Annotated in this window: 18 protein-coding genes; 12 read left to right on the top strand and 6 right to left on the bottom strand. The window is 54.3% G+C overall.

The window, feature by feature from the left end:
- Positions 1 to 31: 31 nt before the first annotated feature.
- Both RC85_RS16840 and RC85_RS16835 read right to left on the bottom strand, forming a co-directional pair.
- Positions 32 to 673 carry a hypothetical protein gene (locus tag RC85_RS16840; protein ID WP_068264918.1) on the bottom strand — a complete coding sequence of 214 codons (642 nt, stop codon included), beginning with the start codon at positions 671 to 673 and terminating at the stop codon, positions 32 to 34.
- A gap of 171 nt (positions 674 to 844) precedes the next feature.
- On the bottom strand, positions 845 to 1333 hold the full coding sequence (locus RC85_RS16835) for a DUF1269 domain-containing protein (RefSeq protein WP_068264963.1): 489 nt from the start codon (positions 1331 to 1333) through the stop codon (positions 845 to 847).
- Between the two features lie 273 nt (positions 1334 to 1606).
- Here RC85_RS16835 and RC85_RS16830 point away from each other — a divergent pair, with 273 nt between their 5' ends.
- The 6 genes from RC85_RS16830 (at position 1607) to RC85_RS16805 (ending at position 6586) form a co-directional block, all read left to right on the top strand.
- The gene (locus tag RC85_RS16830; RefSeq protein WP_068264916.1) at positions 1607 to 1849 is read left to right on the top strand and encodes a hypothetical protein; all 243 of its coding nucleotides are present in this window, start codon (positions 1607 to 1609) and stop codon (positions 1847 to 1849) included.
- Positions 1850 to 1907: 58 nt separating this feature from the next.
- Positions 1908 to 2222 (top strand): DUF4235 domain-containing protein, encoded by a 315-nt coding sequence (locus tag RC85_RS16825; protein WP_068264914.1) that lies wholly within the window; start codon positions 1908 to 1910, stop codon positions 2220 to 2222.
- A 17-nt stretch (positions 2223 to 2239) separates the two neighbouring features.
- The gene (locus RC85_RS16820) at positions 2240 to 3460 is read left to right on the top strand and encodes an amidohydrolase (protein WP_235033391.1); all 1221 of its coding nucleotides are present in this window, start codon (positions 2240 to 2242) and stop codon (positions 3458 to 3460) included.
- Between the two features lie 3 nt (positions 3461 to 3463).
- Positions 3464 to 4609, top strand: a complete 1146-nt coding sequence (locus RC85_RS16815) for a carboxylate-amine ligase (protein WP_068264913.1) — start codon at positions 3464 to 3466, stop codon at positions 4607 to 4609.
- Positions 4610 to 4766: 157 nt separating this feature from the next.
- Positions 4767 to 6221: a sigma-54-dependent transcriptional regulator gene (locus RC85_RS16810; RefSeq protein WP_068264959.1), complete on the top strand. Its 1455-nt coding sequence runs from the start codon at positions 4767 to 4769 to the stop codon at positions 6219 to 6221.
- A 20-nt stretch (positions 6222 to 6241) separates the two neighbouring features.
- Entirely contained in the window at positions 6242 to 6586 is a 345-nt protein-coding gene (locus RC85_RS16805) for an Hpt domain-containing protein (protein ID WP_068264957.1), read from the top strand.
- A gap of 63 nt (positions 6587 to 6649) precedes the next feature.
- On the opposite strand, the gene RC85_RS16800 is transcribed toward RC85_RS16805, so the two are convergent.
- A complete protein-coding gene (locus RC85_RS16800; protein WP_157593951.1) occupies positions 6650 to 6823 on the bottom strand; it encodes a hypothetical protein in 174 nt (57 codons plus the stop codon).
- Between the two features lie 171 nt (positions 6824 to 6994).
- Between RC85_RS16800 and RC85_RS16795 the strand changes: the two genes are divergently transcribed.
- Positions 6995 to 8551: a glycoside hydrolase family protein gene (locus RC85_RS16795; RefSeq protein WP_068264910.1), complete on the top strand. Its 1557-nt coding sequence runs from the start codon at positions 6995 to 6997 to the stop codon at positions 8549 to 8551.
- Between the two features lie 166 nt (positions 8552 to 8717).
- Here RC85_RS16795 and RC85_RS26940 read toward each other — a convergent pair whose 3' ends face one another.
- Positions 8718 to 8891, bottom strand: coding sequence for a hypothetical protein (locus tag RC85_RS26940; protein WP_157593950.1), 174 nt, complete (start codon positions 8889 to 8891; stop codon positions 8718 to 8720).
- A 129-nt stretch (positions 8892 to 9020) separates the two neighbouring features.
- Between RC85_RS26940 and RC85_RS16790 the strand changes: the two genes are divergently transcribed.
- From RC85_RS16790 to RC85_RS16775, 4 genes are all read left to right on the top strand, one after another.
- A complete protein-coding gene (locus RC85_RS16790; protein WP_068264908.1) occupies positions 9021 to 9392 on the top strand; it encodes a GxxExxY protein in 372 nt (123 codons plus the stop codon).
- Positions 9393 to 10024: 632 nt separating this feature from the next.
- Entirely contained in the window at positions 10025 to 10303 is a 279-nt protein-coding gene (locus tag RC85_RS16785) for a hypothetical protein (protein WP_068264955.1), read from the top strand.
- 58 nt (positions 10304 to 10361) lie between these two features.
- Positions 10362 to 10541 (top strand): YqaE/Pmp3 family membrane protein, encoded by a 180-nt coding sequence (locus RC85_RS16780; protein ID WP_068264907.1) that lies wholly within the window; start codon positions 10362 to 10364, stop codon positions 10539 to 10541.
- A 275-nt stretch (positions 10542 to 10816) separates the two neighbouring features.
- A complete protein-coding gene (locus RC85_RS16775; protein WP_068264905.1) occupies positions 10817 to 11875 on the top strand; it encodes a MamS/MamX family magnetosome protein in 1059 nt (352 codons plus the stop codon).
- Between the two features lie 278 nt (positions 11876 to 12153).
- Here the strand turns inward: RC85_RS16775 and RC85_RS16770 are convergent, their stop codons facing one another.
- Together RC85_RS16770 and RC85_RS16765 are read right to left on the bottom strand one after the other, a co-directional pair.
- The gene (locus RC85_RS16770) at positions 12154 to 12753 is read right to left on the bottom strand and encodes a class I SAM-dependent methyltransferase (RefSeq protein WP_235033393.1); all 600 of its coding nucleotides are present in this window, start codon (positions 12751 to 12753) and stop codon (positions 12154 to 12156) included.
- A complete protein-coding gene (locus RC85_RS16765; RefSeq protein WP_068264951.1) occupies positions 12750 to 13676 on the bottom strand; it encodes a YihY/virulence factor BrkB family protein in 927 nt (308 codons plus the stop codon). Before RC85_RS16765 ends, RC85_RS16770 begins: the two co-directional genes overlap by 4 nt.
- A 181-nt stretch (positions 13677 to 13857) precedes the next feature.
- On the opposite strand from RC85_RS16765, the gene RC85_RS16760 reads away from it, so the two are divergent.
- Positions 13858 to 14949 (top strand): baeRF3 domain-containing protein, encoded by a 1092-nt coding sequence (locus RC85_RS16760; RefSeq protein WP_068264904.1) that lies wholly within the window; start codon positions 13858 to 13860, stop codon positions 14947 to 14949.
- Positions 14950 to 15056: the final 107 nt, after the last annotated feature.

Genomic DNA, 15056 nt, shown 5'->3' with positions numbered 1-15056 from the left:
TTGCTGACTGGACTCTGTGAACGAATCAGAATCAATAGTCCACTCGCTCACCGTCGTTATTGAATCGAGCTTCATAGTCGATTTGATCGAGGTAACTCTTCAACGCGACGACCTCGCGGACATCCAATCTGTCTTCGATCGACTCAACCGCCTCTTCAATTCGCTTGATCATGCGGTGGACTTTCAGGAAATCAAACTCGCGATAGACCGCACCGCTCTCGCTTCGTTTCGCCAGCGTCTCTTCGATTGGACGTCGGTAAGGCTTCAACGCGGGGCTATCGAGCGGCGATGGCCAATAGATCTCGCCGGTTTCGCGATTGATCTGGTTTTCATTTAGGCGATCCGGGGCGCTGTCCCGTTGGATCTCACGACGCTTGGACGCGGACAGGCGATCCTCTTCCAGCTCTTCCTCTCGCATGTCTTTCAGGTCGTAATACATCTCGACCCGCTCTTCACGATTGCTCAACCGCTTGTCGATCGCGTTCTGTAATTGCTTTGCCGACAACGAACGAAGCAATGCACCTCGCCCCAGTCCCTCGGCCAACTCGCCACGGGCTTCCAGTATGTCACCACGCACCGTTGCGGCGTCATCGTCGCCGAACAAATCGTCATCGGCGTACGTCTGCGACAGAGAGAGCAACGGAATTAAAAGAAGTGTGAGTAAACGTGGCATGGTGAGATCCTTGGATGAGTGAATTTGGACGCGTGAATTTGGACGAGTGAATTTGGACGGGGTGAACGACGAGCGGTCATGAAATGGGTCGATCGCCGACCAGTGGCGAAGGCTTGGTCGTTAGGGAAGCAAACGCCATTCCAGAGATGTGCAGGTCATCGCCAAGAGTAGCTATTGCGTGAAACGTTCCAACGATTCCGGATCACAGGTTTGAAGCATCCGTTCAGCATTCGAGAGTTTCATTTCATCTCCGTTGACAATGATCAGGCTCGCGCCGCCGGCCACACGATTTTCGTATTGGTCCCCGACGTCTTTCCGCACACCCCATGATTCGACTGCCGCTAACAAACTGCCGCCCGCGGCTCCTGCGGCCATTCCGGCTAGCGGGCCGGCGACCAGCATCGGTCCGATCATCGTGGACGTACCAAGTACGCCGCCGAGTGTGCCGCCAACGAGCGTCGAGGCTCCCATCGTTTTCTCCGCCGGCGGAGACGCTGGCGTCTTGTCTTTCGCGTCGGCCAGTACGGTGTCATCGACCTGGTTTGCCGACGTCACCACTGAATAGGAATCTCGTTCATAGTCCGCCCTGTGCAAGACTTCCAAGGCTGTTTCCAGTGAGCTGGGATCCGTGAATTCTGCAATTAGGCATTCGTTAGACATGGGTGTTTCTCGCGTGCGAGTGGATGGAAAAAGTATGGGCGATTCAAAAACTTCCATCACAAACATGCGATCAGCGTGCCAAAGGCGGCCGATCAAAAAACGACCAGCCTGGTCGGCTTCCGATCGACCGGCGTTCCGGGCCATTGGTTTTCCGATGTTTCAATCCGGCCGATCGGCATTGGCCCGAGATGTGCTTCGTAGATTCACAAAGTTGATCAAAACCATTGCCCGAAACTCAAAACCAATTCACCTGCCATTTCTAAAGGTCATCTCATGGTAAACGCCACCACCGAACCGACTCGTAGCACCACCGATTCCGATCACGCCAGCGAAACGGCCAGCCGGGTCGCCAACACAGCCGCCGAGTTTGGTCAGGACGCCGCGCGACATTACGTCAAGGAACCCGCGCAGGACTTGCTGGGCCTCGCAAAGTCGTACGCGAAAGACAATCCCGACGTCGCAGCGTGCTGGGCGTTTGGGTTGGGGATCTTGGTCGGCTGGAAGCTGAAGCCCTAAAACCATTGGCGTTCTCAGTGCCTCTCTATTTCCAATCCTTTCCTCTAAGGACCGCACCATGATCGAACAACTCAAAGACAAAGCGTCGGAATACCTATCCGACGCACCGGATGAACGCAACGCTGGTATCGAGCCGGCTGAAAACGCGTTGGCTTTTGTCACGGCACTCGGATGCACGTTTCTCGCTCGAAACCTGATTCAATCTGGTTGGCGAGCGGCATTGGACCGTGACCCGCCGAAAAACCCGGCCTCGCATGAAGTCGATTGGCAAGATGCGTTGTTGTGGGGTGCCGTGTCAGGCGCGGTCGTGGGTGTCGCTCGAATCGCATCGCGACGGGCCTCGTCATCCGCTTACCGAGCGATCCGATCGTGATCTGCACGGGTCATGCCGTGAACGAACTTGCACGTTCCTACGCCGTGCGGATGCGGGAGGTACGTCGCTACCTTCATCGCCAACCGGAATTGTCGGGTGAGGAAACTCGGTCCACGGCGTTCCTTTCTGAAGTCGTTTCCGACCTCGGGCTTTCGCCAACATTGGCAGGCGATGGACGCGGTCTGTACGTGGACATCGGCGGCGACTTAGACAGTGATCGAGACAGCGCACGAGACAGTAATCGAATTGCGATCCGCGCCGACATCGACGCTCTTCCGATCGCAACCGAACTGGACGTGGATTACGCCAGTCGGGTCGATGGAGTCATGCACGCGTGCGGGCATGATGTTCATTCTGCCATCGCGTTTGGGGTCGCCGCCATGCTGAGTGAACTTTCGCAGCAAGGTTGTCCAGTGAATGCACGAATCATCTTTCAGCCCGAAGAAGAAACCAGCCAAGGCGGTCTGCACATGATCGCATCGGGGGCTTTGAAGAATATCGGCGGAGCGATTGCGTTGCACGTCGATCCGACGCGACCTTCGGGAACGATAGGCGTTCGCGATGGATCGTTCACGGCGGGTTGCGACCTGTTCACTTGCGTCATTCGTGGTCGGGGAGGGCACGGGGCACGCCCTCACCTGACCGGCGACACGATCGGTGCCGCCGCTCAATGGGTGACCGATACCTATCGCCGCGTGCCGCGAACGACTGATGCCCGCGACGCCGTCGTGGTGAACGTGGGAACCATGCAATCCGGTGCCGCACCCAACGTGGTCCCGGCCGAGGCGTGCATGTCGGGAACGCTGAGAACATTGTCCAATTCCAGCGGGTCGAAGGCGAAACAAACGATGCAGGAAATTTCCAATTCGATTGCAGCGGTTCACAAATGCGAGGTGTCGTTGACGTTTGGTCAACACACGCCGCCGGTCCAAAACGATGTGGCGATGAACTTACTGCTTCGCGACAGCGGTATCGAACTGCTGGGCAGAAATAACGTTCGCGAGATCGACCAACCAAGCATGGGCGCGGAGGACTTTTCGTTCATCGCCCGCGAAGTTCCCGCCGCGATGTTCCGTTTGGGCGTTGCCGGGATCGACGTCGGCAGCGAACCGCTGCACACCTCCAAATTCGACATCGACGAATCTGCCATGGAAATCGGCGCGAGTGTTCTGACGTTTGCGGCGATGCGTTGGTGCGAGTCGTCGGTATTGAATTTGTCCCACAAGGCCGAGGCTTAAACCATGAATCAATCCATCCCCACCGTCGGCGTTGAAGAAGAGTATCAACTGGTCGATCCAATGACCGGTGAACTGCTGCCGAACTGTAAAGACGTGATGAAGACGCTGCGTCGTTCGGGAGACAACGATGCGTTGGATTCTGACATCCAACACGAATTGCATCTGAATCAAATCGAGATGGCTTCGGATGTGTGCAATTCCCTAGCGGAAGTGCGTGAGACGCTCAGCGCAACACGATCCAGGCTGATCGAAGCAGCCAAAGCGAACGATTGCGAATTGGCATCGGCGGGGACCAATCCTTTGCCGCTACCCAATGATTCAACGATGACACCCAAGGACCGTTACCAGTCGATGACGGATCGCTATCAGCACATTGCTCGCGAGCTGTACATTTTCGGTTGTCATGTTCACGTTGCGATGGAAGACCGCGAACTTGGTTTGCAGGTGATGAATCGCTGCCGACGTTGGTTGCCGTTGTTGCAAGCGATCACGGCCAATTCGCCCTACTGGGATGGAGCCGACACAGGCTATGCAAGTTTTCGGCGTGAACTGTGGGCGCAGTGGCCGATGGCGGGACCACCGCCGCACTTCGAAAGTTTGAAAGATTACGAATCATGCGTCGACGAATTGACCAACGCCGGGGCGATCAAGGACGAGAGTTTTATCTACTGGGATATTCGGCTTCCGACCAAAGTGCCCACGATTGAATTTCGCGGTGCTGACGTGATGACTCGCGTCGACGAAACGGTCGGCTACGTCGGTTTGGTGCGAGCGATGGTGATGACGGCCGTCAAAGAAATTCAGCGTGACCAACCGCCAACGATCGTCCGGCCCAGCGTGTTGTCGTATTCGCTTTGGCATTCGGCCCGCTTTGGCGTCACCGATCAACTGATCGACGTGGCCACTTGTGAACGAGTTGCCGCGTCGGAATGGGTCAGCCGAGTCATGGATGAACTTGATGAATCGTTGCATGAAACTGGCGAACGTCAGCCGGTGGACTCCTTTGTCCAATCAGTTCTCGATGATGGCACAGGAGCTGACCGCCAGCGGAAAGCTGGCGACTTGGCCGATGTTGTCAAAATCGTCGTTGATGAAACATGTCCGAATCAATCCGTAGCGGAACTCGCCAACAGTTTCGGCCCACGGTAAGCCGAAAATCTTCGCGATTTCCGCGACGTCACCGACCGACCGCTGATCGACAAAATCCCCTTCAATCATTACCTTCAACCACGCGTGAACTCCCATGTCAGCAGGCATTGCCTATCCCGAAGCAACGTTCAAACCCATTTCCAAATGGTCCAAATCCATGCCAAGCTTGCTAGTCATTGACGACGATCGTGCCATCCTGGCGCTAGCCGAAAAAGCGCTTGCTCCCATCGCCGACATCACCACGGCAGCCAACGCCGCCGACGGCCTCGATGCGTTGCGGCGAGGATCGTTCGACGCGGTGCTGTTGGACATCCAATTGCCCGATCAAAACGGTTTGGCGGTCTACTGCGAAATTCGTGAACACGATCGCCGCATTCCGGTCATCTTCATGACTGTGGCTGCCGCCAGCAACACCGCGATCGAAGCGATGCAATTGGGCGCGTTCGATTACATTGCCAAACCACTCAGCGTTGATCCGTTACGCGACCTGGTCGAAAAAGCGATCGAACAACGGCAGATCAGCAGCGTGCCCGTCGCGATCTCGGCCGACGACGAGAGCGGTGACCAAGGCGCTGAACTGTTCATTGGACGATCGCCGGCAATGTTGGATGTGTTCAAAGCCATCGGCAAAGTCTCCAAGCAAGACGTCCCGATCCTCGTTCGCGGTGAAAGCGGAACGGGCAAAGAGTTGGTCGCCCGTGCGTTGTTTCAATACAGCCATCGCTGCGAAGAAACGTTCCTGGCCGTCAACTGTGCCGCTCTGCCCGACAACTTGCTAGAAAGCGAATTGTTCGGTCACGAAAAGGGATCTTTCACCGGAGCCGAATCGCGACGCATCGGAAAATTTGAACAGTGCAACGGCGGCACGCTTTTCCTGGACGAAATTGGCGACATGGCACCGACGGTGCAAGCCAAGGTTTTGCGAGTCCTGCAAGAACAACGATTTGAGCGAGTCGGCGGTAACAAGGAATTGACCACCGATGTTCGCATCATCGCGGCGACGAATCGGCCGCTTGAACAAATGGTCGAAGATGGCGAGTATCGCGAAGACCTGTTGTACCGACTCAACGGCGTCACGATCGAACTGCCGCCGCTGCGAGATCGGCTCAGCGATGTGCCGGCGTTGATCCGATTTTTCCTCGCACAAGCCAAGAAGGAATTTAACAAGGGGGACTTGGAAGGTTTGTCACCCGAGTCGGTGGAATTGCTGACGAAGTACGATTGGCCGGGCAACGTACGTCAGCTTCGCGCGGTGATCCGTCGCTGCGTGCTCGACACGGTCATGCCCGTCATCACGCCCGACATCTTGCCCGATGCCATTACGAGAACACGGCCACACGAATCCAATTCAGCGGCGGAAAGCTCCGCTCCGGACGCTCCGGGAACAGAGCTGCCCGCGCTGGTTTCTCGCTTGCTGGAACAAAAGTCGACCAACATCTACAGCGAGTCGATGGAGTACATGGAACGATTTGTGATCATGCAAGTGTTGCAAGCCACCGACGGAAATCAGAGCCAGGCCGCCGAAATGCTCGGCATCACCCGTGGCAAACTTCGCGACCGAATTAATTCCTACAACATCGTTTTGAAGAGCGATATTGGCGTCGGCAACTAGGGCAGAAGACTGCATCCATGATGAACGATATTCAAAAGAAAAGATTCTCCGACGCACTCCAGCGAGTTTCTGGTGATGAAGACATGCTAGGCATGCTTGCGACAATCGCAGTCGAAGATGCACCGGCAATGATGGAATCGCTAGAATCGCAAATAGACGATCCCACGCTAACGGAAGCCGCTCGCACCGCACATTCCTTGAAGGGCTTGCTAAGTGCGTTTGAAACTGGCGAACCGATCAGTGAACTTGAACCGTTAATCGAAGCGGCTCGCCGAGGCGACAAGACGGAGGCGGCCACCGTTCATGCAGCGATCAAGCCCAAGCTACAGTCATTAATGACAGAGATCGAGGCGATCGCGGATTGAGAACTGAACAACGTTAGACAAGGCTAAACAAAGCTAAACAACGTCAAAATAATCGGACGATGCTCAACGCATCGCCCATATCGCGAACCCCAGGGTGACGCAGACAATCGCGAGGACCGTCAGGTAACTCAGCGCGACCAGTGCGAAAGGTGTTCCCGGAGCCTTCTCGCCGATAGAATGCTTGTTATCCATGATTGCGTCTTTGGTTTCTTCGTAGGCAGTCTTATTCGTTGCCATAATCGGTTTCTCCGTAGTGAGTTGAATGTGCTTCACGACAAGAGAGACGCAATCATCGTGCCGAAGGTAAGATTGAGAGACGCTGCCGGTTTTGGCTGCGTCCGCAGAACGATTTCCAACCGGCTTGCTCCATGAACGACCACCACCCAGCAACACCAAGATCCACTGCCCATGTACACCGAAACCGCCGGATCGCGCAAAACACTCGGCGATGTCGACGTCCTGTATCACGACGGCCTCTATCACCTATTCCATCTTGTCCTGCCCAATCATGACTTCATCGCACACGCGGTAAGCGACAATTGTTTGTCCTGGCGTCGCGTTGAGAACTCGCTGTTCTTGGGGCATCCTGGTTCCTGGGATGATTCAATGCTATGGACGACTCACGTTTCGGCCGATCCACACCGACCTGGATCTTGGCGGATGTTTTACACGGGCCTGTCGCGTCGTGATCACGGCGCGAAACAGCGGATTGGCATGGCGGTCAGCGACGACCTTTATACTTGGCGAAAATCGCCGGTGAACTGGACCGATCGTCGATCAGATCTTCCCTATGATTTGCCGGGCCGTCCAGAACAACCGCCATTTGACCACGACGCCGCGAGCTGTTTTCCGCTCGGTCCTCATGGCGAGTATTACGAATCCGAAGTCGACGAAGGCCGGCACTGGCTGTCTTGGCGAGATCCGTTTTATTACCGAGAAGATGATCGAGGTTGGCTGCTGAGTGCCGGCCGCGTCAACCACGGTCCAGTCGTCCGGCGCGGGTGCGTCGCTGTGATGGAAGAGACGTCGCCGAATTTCTTCGAGCCACGTCCTCCGCTGCATCATCCAGCACTGTATGACGACGTGGAGGTTCCCAATCTGTTCCAGATCGGCGGCGAATACTATCTGATCGGCAGCATGCGAGAAGACGCCAAAATTCGTTACTGGCACACTCAACAGATCGGCAAACCTTGGAAAAGCTACGCCGACAACGTCCTGCTGGCCGCCGGGAACTATGCCGGACGGATCACGAAAGACGATCAGGGAATTCTGTTGTGGAGTTTCTTTACACCTGGCACAACCGATCGCGTCACCAACAACCTGATGCCGCCGCCCAAACGTTTGGTGCGCACCGAACGCGGGCATCTCGAAGTACGCACGTTTGAAGGATTTGAGTCGCTGGTGGAGGGACCTGCCGAAACGAATTCCTTCGAGGCACTGAAAATAGAGCACGAACAGCAGGTCACCATCGACGACGAGTCTGTGCAATTTCGCTGCGAATGTGGATTCCAGATTTTTGCGCTGCCGGACACAGTCGCATGCTTCCGATTGCGTGCCAAGGTGACGATGTTGAGCGAAGGCAAATGCGGAATCGCATTTCGAATCGATCGCGAAACCCACGACGGGTACTATCTGTCGCTGGATTTGTTCAAAGGCGTGGTGCAGTTGCGTGCATGGGGCAGCGGTCCCGACGGCAGCGGCGAAGACATGATGCAGTTTCAATCGCTGCAGTCGAACTATTGGGAAGTCGCCCAACGCGGCGAGGCCGACCTACAGCTTCTTGCCTACGGAAGTTACGTCGAACTATCTATCGGCGACCGAGTGATGCTGTCGTTGGCCGACCAAACCTTCACCGAGGGAAGCGTCGGTTTTTGCGTTGAAAGTGCCACCGTCAAGGTTCAGAACCTAACGCTCGATCACTGCACACCGCCGACTCAGTCCGACGAACACCTAGCCAACGGCTAGTCACGTTGGCTTCGACGCAGGAGCATGGCGCTGAGGCCGAAGCTTTTGATAATTTACCGCAAACACAGAACGGTTCGTTGGCCACTGCCGGCATCGCGACGAAGGCTTCCGAATTAGCCGCTCTAACGATTTAGAAATAGCTGGCGATTTAGGAATAGCTGGCGATTTAGAAATAGCTGGTCGGATACAGTTTTTGTTCCAATTTACAATTGTCAAAATCGCAAGCGTACCTGAACAGATCGCTGGTCGTTTCCGTGTGATGCAGGATCGGGACCTGTGGCAACCATTGAGCCGCAGCGTAGGAACCGAGGCGTTTCTGTTTGCGATACTGTTTTGCCATTCTTGATTCATAAAGTGAATCGGATTGAACCACAGAGGCACGGAGGAACACAGAGAAAGATGAAAGATGTAGATTTACACTCTGTGTTTCTCTGTGACTCTGTGGTTCCCTTTTTTGAAGGACTCTGTGATGAAGACGAATGAAATTACTGGTGAGATTGTTGACGCGGCGATCAAGGTTCATCGGCACCTTGGGCCTGGTTTATTGGAATCGGCCTATGAAGCGGTCTTGGCCTACGAACTTCGCAAACGCGGTTTGAAAGTTGAAACGCAATTGACGCTGCCCATCGTCTACGAGGATGTGTCTTTGGACGTTGGCTATCGATTAGATCTGTTTGTCGAGGACGAAATCATCGTTGAACTCAAAGCCGTCGAGAAGATGATCCCACTTTACGAGGCACAATTGCTTTCCTATCTCAAACTGAAGAAGAAAAAAATTGGTCTGCTGATTAACTTCCACGTCGTCCTGCTCAAAGACGGCATCAAACGAATGGCCAATTGATCTTCCAGAGGGATTGAACCACAGAGGCACGGAGGAACACAGAGAAAGATGCAAATAGCAATTCGCAAAACCTGCTCCCCTCTCCATTTTTCTCTGTGCCCCTCTGTGACTCTGTGGTAACCCTCCCCACCCGATCTTGCTATTCCGCAAACGCCCATTTCGACGTTCTGGCCGGACGCCGATCCATAAACAATCGCACAGGAAGTCACCGACAAGATCGAGAACGAACTGTGGATTTTGAACATCGGCTTGATTCCGCTGGCGTCGTCCGATGCGATATGGGAACCGATTTGCTTCGCGATCATTTCGGCAAGGTACATTTTGCTGACTCGTCCCTATCGGAACGAACCGATGAAGTGTCAGTACTTTATTGATACTGCGAAACACCCGCAGCTTTTTTCCGCGTGAATTTGGCAGACGGTTAGTTTCTATCACCGGTCAATGATTAACCAGTGTGGCCGCCGATCGTGCAGGAATAGCCGTCATGGATTGCACGAACTGCAATATACCGGGCTTGTCCGAGGTGGCACGGGCTTTGCTTCTCTTAACGGCAGCGGAAAACGTCCAAGTTACATCTCATCTTGGTGATGACGCCGCGACGCCAAGACAATCACTCGGTAAACGCAATGACAATGACTAAGACACTCCTTTACAGTGCCCTCTCGCTCGCACTTACCTTCACCGCCGTTGGATGCGATGTGGATCAGGTTCGCGATGGCAAGCTTCCCACCCTTGATGTTGATGCATCCGGCGATCCGGGCCAATTGCCTTCCTATGATGTTGATGGCCCCGACGTTGACGTTTCGATGGAAGAGTCGGAGGTCACGACGCCGGACGTGGATGTCGAGATGAAAGAAAAAACAATCTCAACGCCTGACGTCGATGTCACCCTGCCCAGCGATAACGAGTAAGGTCCGACACCTCTCGTATTGAAACACCAACCAAATCCTTTCACCGGAGACTTCTATCATGTCCACTGCTGTCAGCAATCAAAACACGTTACTAAAAGTCATTCTCGCGATCCTGTTGCCGCCGCTTGCGGTGTTCATGGACAGGGGCGTCGGAACTCAGTTTGTCCTAAATATCGTCCTGACCCTTGTCGGCTTTTGGATCGTTGGCATCATCCACGCACTGATCGTCGTGCTGTAAACATCGCCAACCCTCTGCATTTCATCCGGCGGCCAAGCATTTTGCATGGCCGCCGTTTTTCGTGCGCCGATGGATGCAGTGACCAACGCGGTTCTGTTTATCAAGATCCACCAGGTCGGTTTCTTAAACCACAGCGAACACAGAGTCACAGCGAACACAGAGGCTTTGGTGAGAATTTGAGGTTTGGCATCGCCTTTGCGTCTCTTGTTCGTCATTCGATTGCCCATTTGTTTCGACAGCAATCGTTTTCAAACTCTTTACGGAGCAATTCACAGATGAAGACTCAAAAGAAGCGAACGATTCTGGCCGCAGTCCTGGGTGCCACGTGTGCGATGCCAATGATGCATGCACGTGCCGATCACGAGTTCGGCGACAACACGCCGTTCTACGAGGACGATTCATGGTACGACGTCAGCGAATGGTTTGATGGCAACGATTACAACCCGACCGACGAAGCCATTGGACGTTGGGACGACGAACTGTTCACCTACGCCGACAACGCGACCAGCAGCGACAATGACAATTTCTTGAACTGGGGCGATTACGGCTACAACAGTGGTAACGAGTCCGATTGGTTCTACGACTATTACGACGACGGCTATGCGACCTGGGAAAACCGGTTCTACAGCAACTACTACGACACCAATGACGATGGCGTCTACGATGCCTATTCGTCGTACAGCGACACCGATGGCGACGGTCTTTACGAAGACTTCAACTACTACACTTTCAACTCGGATGCCGACGACCAGGAGAAAAACCGAATGCAGGCGAAGAGCCAGCAGAAGGAAATGAAGTCGACCGAAATGCAGGTTTCCGGAAATGTCGAAGACACGAAGATGGTCAACGTCCGTGACCGCATCCATCTGATCGCGATGGTCAGCCAGTCCAATGGCCAGCCGATGATGGTTGACCTGGGGCCTGACCAAGCCGAAGTGCAACTGTTCAAAGGCGACCGAGTCAGTGCGACAGGGCACGTGATGAAAGTCGGCGAAAAGTCGGTTTTGGTCGCCAATGAAGCGTCGATGAAAAACGGCACCATCGCAATTGACCGCAGCGGCAAGAAGTACCAAGGGACGATTGAAAAGGTTAAAACGGTATCCGTCCGCGGAACCGAGCGGAAGCTTGCGAAGGTCAAAACCGCTAATGACAAGACGATGATGGTCGACCTTGGGCCCGCGTCAAATCTGGATTCAGACCTGGAACAGGGTGCCAAAATCACGGTCCAAGGCGTGCCCGTGAAAGTCAAGGATCGAGTAATCCTGATGGCGCACAAGATCATGCACGACGGCGACCAAACGCGAGTCGATCGCCGTGTCGCTCAGGCCAACTAGATCATGCGGTTAATCTAAACAGTGCAAGCTACAACGGCCTGGATTCGTCCAGGCCGTTTGTCTTTTTTACAGGCTTTTCATCAATTCTTTGACACTTCTCGGTGAACGCCACCAATTACCGGGAATGGAAGTCGGAAGTAGAAGACGATGGCTTGGTTAGCTGTTTGACGCATTTGATTTACTTTTGGCTGGTTGTATGTCGATCGTTCTGTCAAGTTTTTGGTCGTGGATCAAGCCACAAACTCTCACGTTCGGGACTCGCTAGCTGGACCACGCTTTCATTGAATCTTTGTCCACGAATAGACCGTCAGCGGTGGAAGATTCCAAAGCACGCGATCGGTCTTCGATGGGCCGAACAACGGGCGGGTGTACCGCTCGACGTCGTCGTGCAATTGATACGCGATGAACGTGCCGCCGGGATGCAGCGCTTTGTGGATCGACTGCGTGATTCGCTTTGCGATCAGACGAGGCATCGAACTGAACGGGATGCCTGAGACCACGACATCAACCAATCCGAGATTGTGTTCCTGTAGGAAGTCCAGCAATCGCATCGCGTCGGCGTACTCCACTCGCAGTCGCGGGTCTAAAATTTGGCCCAGCGATTCATCGAACGCTTGCGTTTTTTCAATCGCCAACAACGTTGAATCGAGCCTCATGTTCGACAACAATCCGTCGGTCGTTCCACCCGCGCCTGGTCCCAATTCAACCACGGTGGACGCTTGCCGAACACAGTCGCGACATGCAATCGCGTTGATCAAATGACTAGAACTTGGTGCAACTGTCGCGACCTGACCCGGCTGACGCAGAAACGCTTTGACAATGCAGCCCAATCGTGAAGTCAGCGGACGGATGGTTCGCTGCTGGATCGAGGCATTCATGATGTGGCTGCCTTGGAGTCGCGGACGATCTTCTCGACCACTCGAACAGACTTGGATTCTGGCCGAATCCCTCGACCAAAGCGAACGGCGTAAACTTGCGTGACTTCCGCACCCAGCAAAACAATCATCGCGCTGAAGTAAACCCACACTAGAAGTACGGCCAAGGATGCAGCAGCGGAACCCAACTGGGCACCTGGATCACTCATAGAAAAATACAACTGCATCCCGTAACGTCCGACCAAAAACAGCACGGTCGTGACCACCGCGCCCACGGCTACGTCTCGCCAATCGGTTTTCGCGTCGGGCATGAACTTGAAAATGGCTGCGAAAATCAAGAACACGACCAAGGCTTGGACAACGAAGTTCGCGACCATCGCGACGGTTTCAGACATTCCCGTCCACTGGCCGATTTCTTCGCCCAACGCCGCCAACAGCGATGAAACGACCAACGAAACCAAAAGCAAGAAACCGAGTCCCAAGATCATCGCAAACGACAGAATCCGCTTGCCAATCAAGTCTTTAATCCCCGTGTTTTCCGGGTCCGGTTTGACTTCCCAGACCTGATTGAGCGCATCCTGCAATGCAGCGACCACCCCCGTCGCACCGACCACGATGCCAACAAAACTGATTAGCGTTTTCCACCATTTGCCGTTGGTTTGCTGAGCGTTGTCCAAAATGGCGTCAATCTGGCTCGTCGCTGATGGATTACCGATCAATTGAGCGGCCTGATTCTGCAATAAACGTTCGGCTCGCTGATTCGCTTGGTCACCGTCGTACGCGATGGAAAGTCCGAACGTCAAAAGCATCATCATCAAGTAAAGCAGCGGCGGCAGCGCAAATGCGGTGTAGTACGCCAACGCCGCCGCTAGCGTGCCGCAGCGGTTCTTGGCGAACTCCGCGAACGTTTGTTTTAGAAAGTTCATGATGGGGAAACCAGGATTTGGAGCGTGATAGGCATCGTTTTCCTTCTGCCAACGCAACCTTTGTGCCAGTCCTAAATGTTCGCTTCATCGTGGTTTCGGTACTGCATTTGCGACGTTGTGCTTGGAGAGACTGAAACCAGCAACGACTGAAAATAACCTTGCCTCAAGCGGAGTTCCCACGATGTCCACAGCGACCACTGAATCGACCCTACGAAACCTTCATCGAGATGATTTGTCACGTTTGGCAAACACTGACGGCACCGAGTGCGTTTCGTTATTGATGCGGACGCATCGCAAAGGCCGCGAGACTCAGCAAGACCCGATCCGATTCGGCAACCTGCTCAATCAAGCGAACGAGCAACTGAAGTCCGCCGGTCGTGATGCGTCGATCCTTCAACGCATCGAGTCGCTTCAGCACGACACCGAATTTTGGCGGCATCAAGGTGATGGTCTTGCAATTTTTGTGACGAAGGACCAATGCCATCTGCTGCGATTGAATCGACACGTCGACGAGACCGTCCATGTCGGCGATTCATTCTTTCTGTCGCCTTTGGTTTGCGAGCACAATGCACAACATCATTACTTCGTGCTCGCACTTAGCTGGGACGAATCGACGTTGCACCACAGCGACGGTGATGCATTGTCGGTGGTCGAAACACAGTGGTTGCCCGCAAAGTTCGATGAGTTAGTGTTGCCCCGTGATCCAGAGGAAGCACTCCAAAACACGAGCCATCGTGTTGGCGGTAACTCGGTCGGAATGTTCCATGGTCAAGGCGAAGGCGAGGACAAGATCGAAGCGGACCGGAATCAATACCTTTCAATCGTCGGCGATGAAGTGTCGGCGGCGATTTACAACACGGGGAAGTCGCTGGTCATCGCGGCCACGTCCGAAGTTGCCGGTCACTTTGCCGCCGCCAGCGGAATCGAAGCCGATGCTCACGTCGATGGCAGCCCGTCAACGATGAACAACCAGGAACTCCAAGATTCCGCTCATCAAGTCATCGCTCCCAAATTGGGCGAGGATCAGGCCGAGTTAATGGAACGCTTTGGAACAGCCCAAGCCAACTCACAAGGTTCGTCCGACACCAGCGAAATTATCGAGGCAGCAAAGCAAGGCAAGATCGACACTCTGTTTATTTGCAATGTTTCCTGCGAACAAACGAACTTGGCCGTCCTGGAAACAATCCGCACCGGCGGCAATGTCTATCGCTGCGACGCAGACAACATGCCCGGCGCGGGCGACAAGTTCGCTGCCATCTTCCGCTACCATTGAAATTTGACCGCAATTAAGAAACGGTCCCGAAACAACTTCCCGGTTTTCTCGTAGCTGGGCCCGCCAGGGTTCAGTCCATCATTAGCTGTACCCGACTGAACCCTGGG

It is taken from the genome of Rubripirellula obstinata, from assembly GCF_001642955.1.
Lineage (GTDB): Bacteria > Planctomycetota > Planctomycetia > Pirellulales > Pirellulaceae > Rubripirellula > Rubripirellula obstinata.
The sequence above is the reverse complement of the archived record's forward strand: the minus strand, read 5'-3'. Positions and strand labels throughout refer to the sequence as shown.

Excerpts from the sequence above, each read along its gene's own strand:
- RC85_RS16785 (WP_068264955.1), top strand. The coding sequence starts at position 10,025 with ATGACTAAGACACTCCTTTACAGTGCCCTCTCGCTCGCACTTACCTTC.
- RC85_RS16825 (WP_068264914.1), top strand. The coding sequence starts at position 1,908 with ATGATCGAACAACTCAAAGACAAAGCGTCGGAATACCTATCCGACGCA.
- RC85_RS16765 (WP_068264951.1), bottom strand. The coding sequence starts at position 13,676 with ATGAACTTTCTAAAACAAACGTTCGCGGAGTTCGCCAAGAACCGCTGC.
- RC85_RS16805 (WP_068264957.1), top strand. The coding sequence starts at position 6,242 with ATGAACGATATTCAAAAGAAAAGATTCTCCGACGCACTCCAGCGAGTT.
- RC85_RS16840 (WP_068264918.1), bottom strand. The coding sequence starts at position 673 with ATGCCACGTTTACTCACACTTCTTTTAATTCCGTTGCTCTCTCTGTCG.
- RC85_RS16775 (WP_068264905.1), top strand. The coding sequence starts at position 10,817 with ATGAAGACTCAAAAGAAGCGAACGATTCTGGCCGCAGTCCTGGGTGCC.
- RC85_RS16795 (WP_068264910.1), top strand. The coding sequence starts at position 6,995 with ATGTACACCGAAACCGCCGGATCGCGCAAAACACTCGGCGATGTCGAC.
- RC85_RS16800 (WP_157593951.1), bottom strand. The coding sequence starts at position 6,823 with ATGGCAACGAATAAGACTGCCTACGAAGAAACCAAAGACGCAATCATG.
- RC85_RS16815 (WP_068264913.1), top strand. The coding sequence starts at position 3,464 with ATGAATCAATCCATCCCCACCGTCGGCGTTGAAGAAGAGTATCAACTG.
- RC85_RS16760 (WP_068264904.1), top strand. The coding sequence starts at position 13,858 with ATGTCCACAGCGACCACTGAATCGACCCTACGAAACCTTCATCGAGAT.
- RC85_RS16770 (WP_235033393.1), bottom strand. The coding sequence starts at position 12,753 with ATGAATGCCTCGATCCAGCAGCGAACCATCCGTCCGCTGACTTCACGA.
- RC85_RS16790 (WP_068264908.1), top strand. The coding sequence starts at position 9,021 with ATGAAGACGAATGAAATTACTGGTGAGATTGTTGACGCGGCGATCAAG.
- RC85_RS16810 (WP_068264959.1), top strand. The coding sequence starts at position 4,767 with ATGCCAAGCTTGCTAGTCATTGACGACGATCGTGCCATCCTGGCGCTA.
- RC85_RS26940 (WP_157593950.1), bottom strand. The coding sequence starts at position 8,891 with ATGGCAAAACAGTATCGCAAACAGAAACGCCTCGGTTCCTACGCTGCG.
- RC85_RS16835 (WP_068264963.1), bottom strand. The coding sequence starts at position 1,333 with ATGTCTAACGAATGCCTAATTGCAGAATTCACGGATCCCAGCTCACTG.
- RC85_RS16830 (WP_068264916.1), top strand. The coding sequence starts at position 1,607 with ATGGTAAACGCCACCACCGAACCGACTCGTAGCACCACCGATTCCGAT.
- RC85_RS16780 (WP_068264907.1), top strand. The coding sequence starts at position 10,362 with ATGTCCACTGCTGTCAGCAATCAAAACACGTTACTAAAAGTCATTCTC.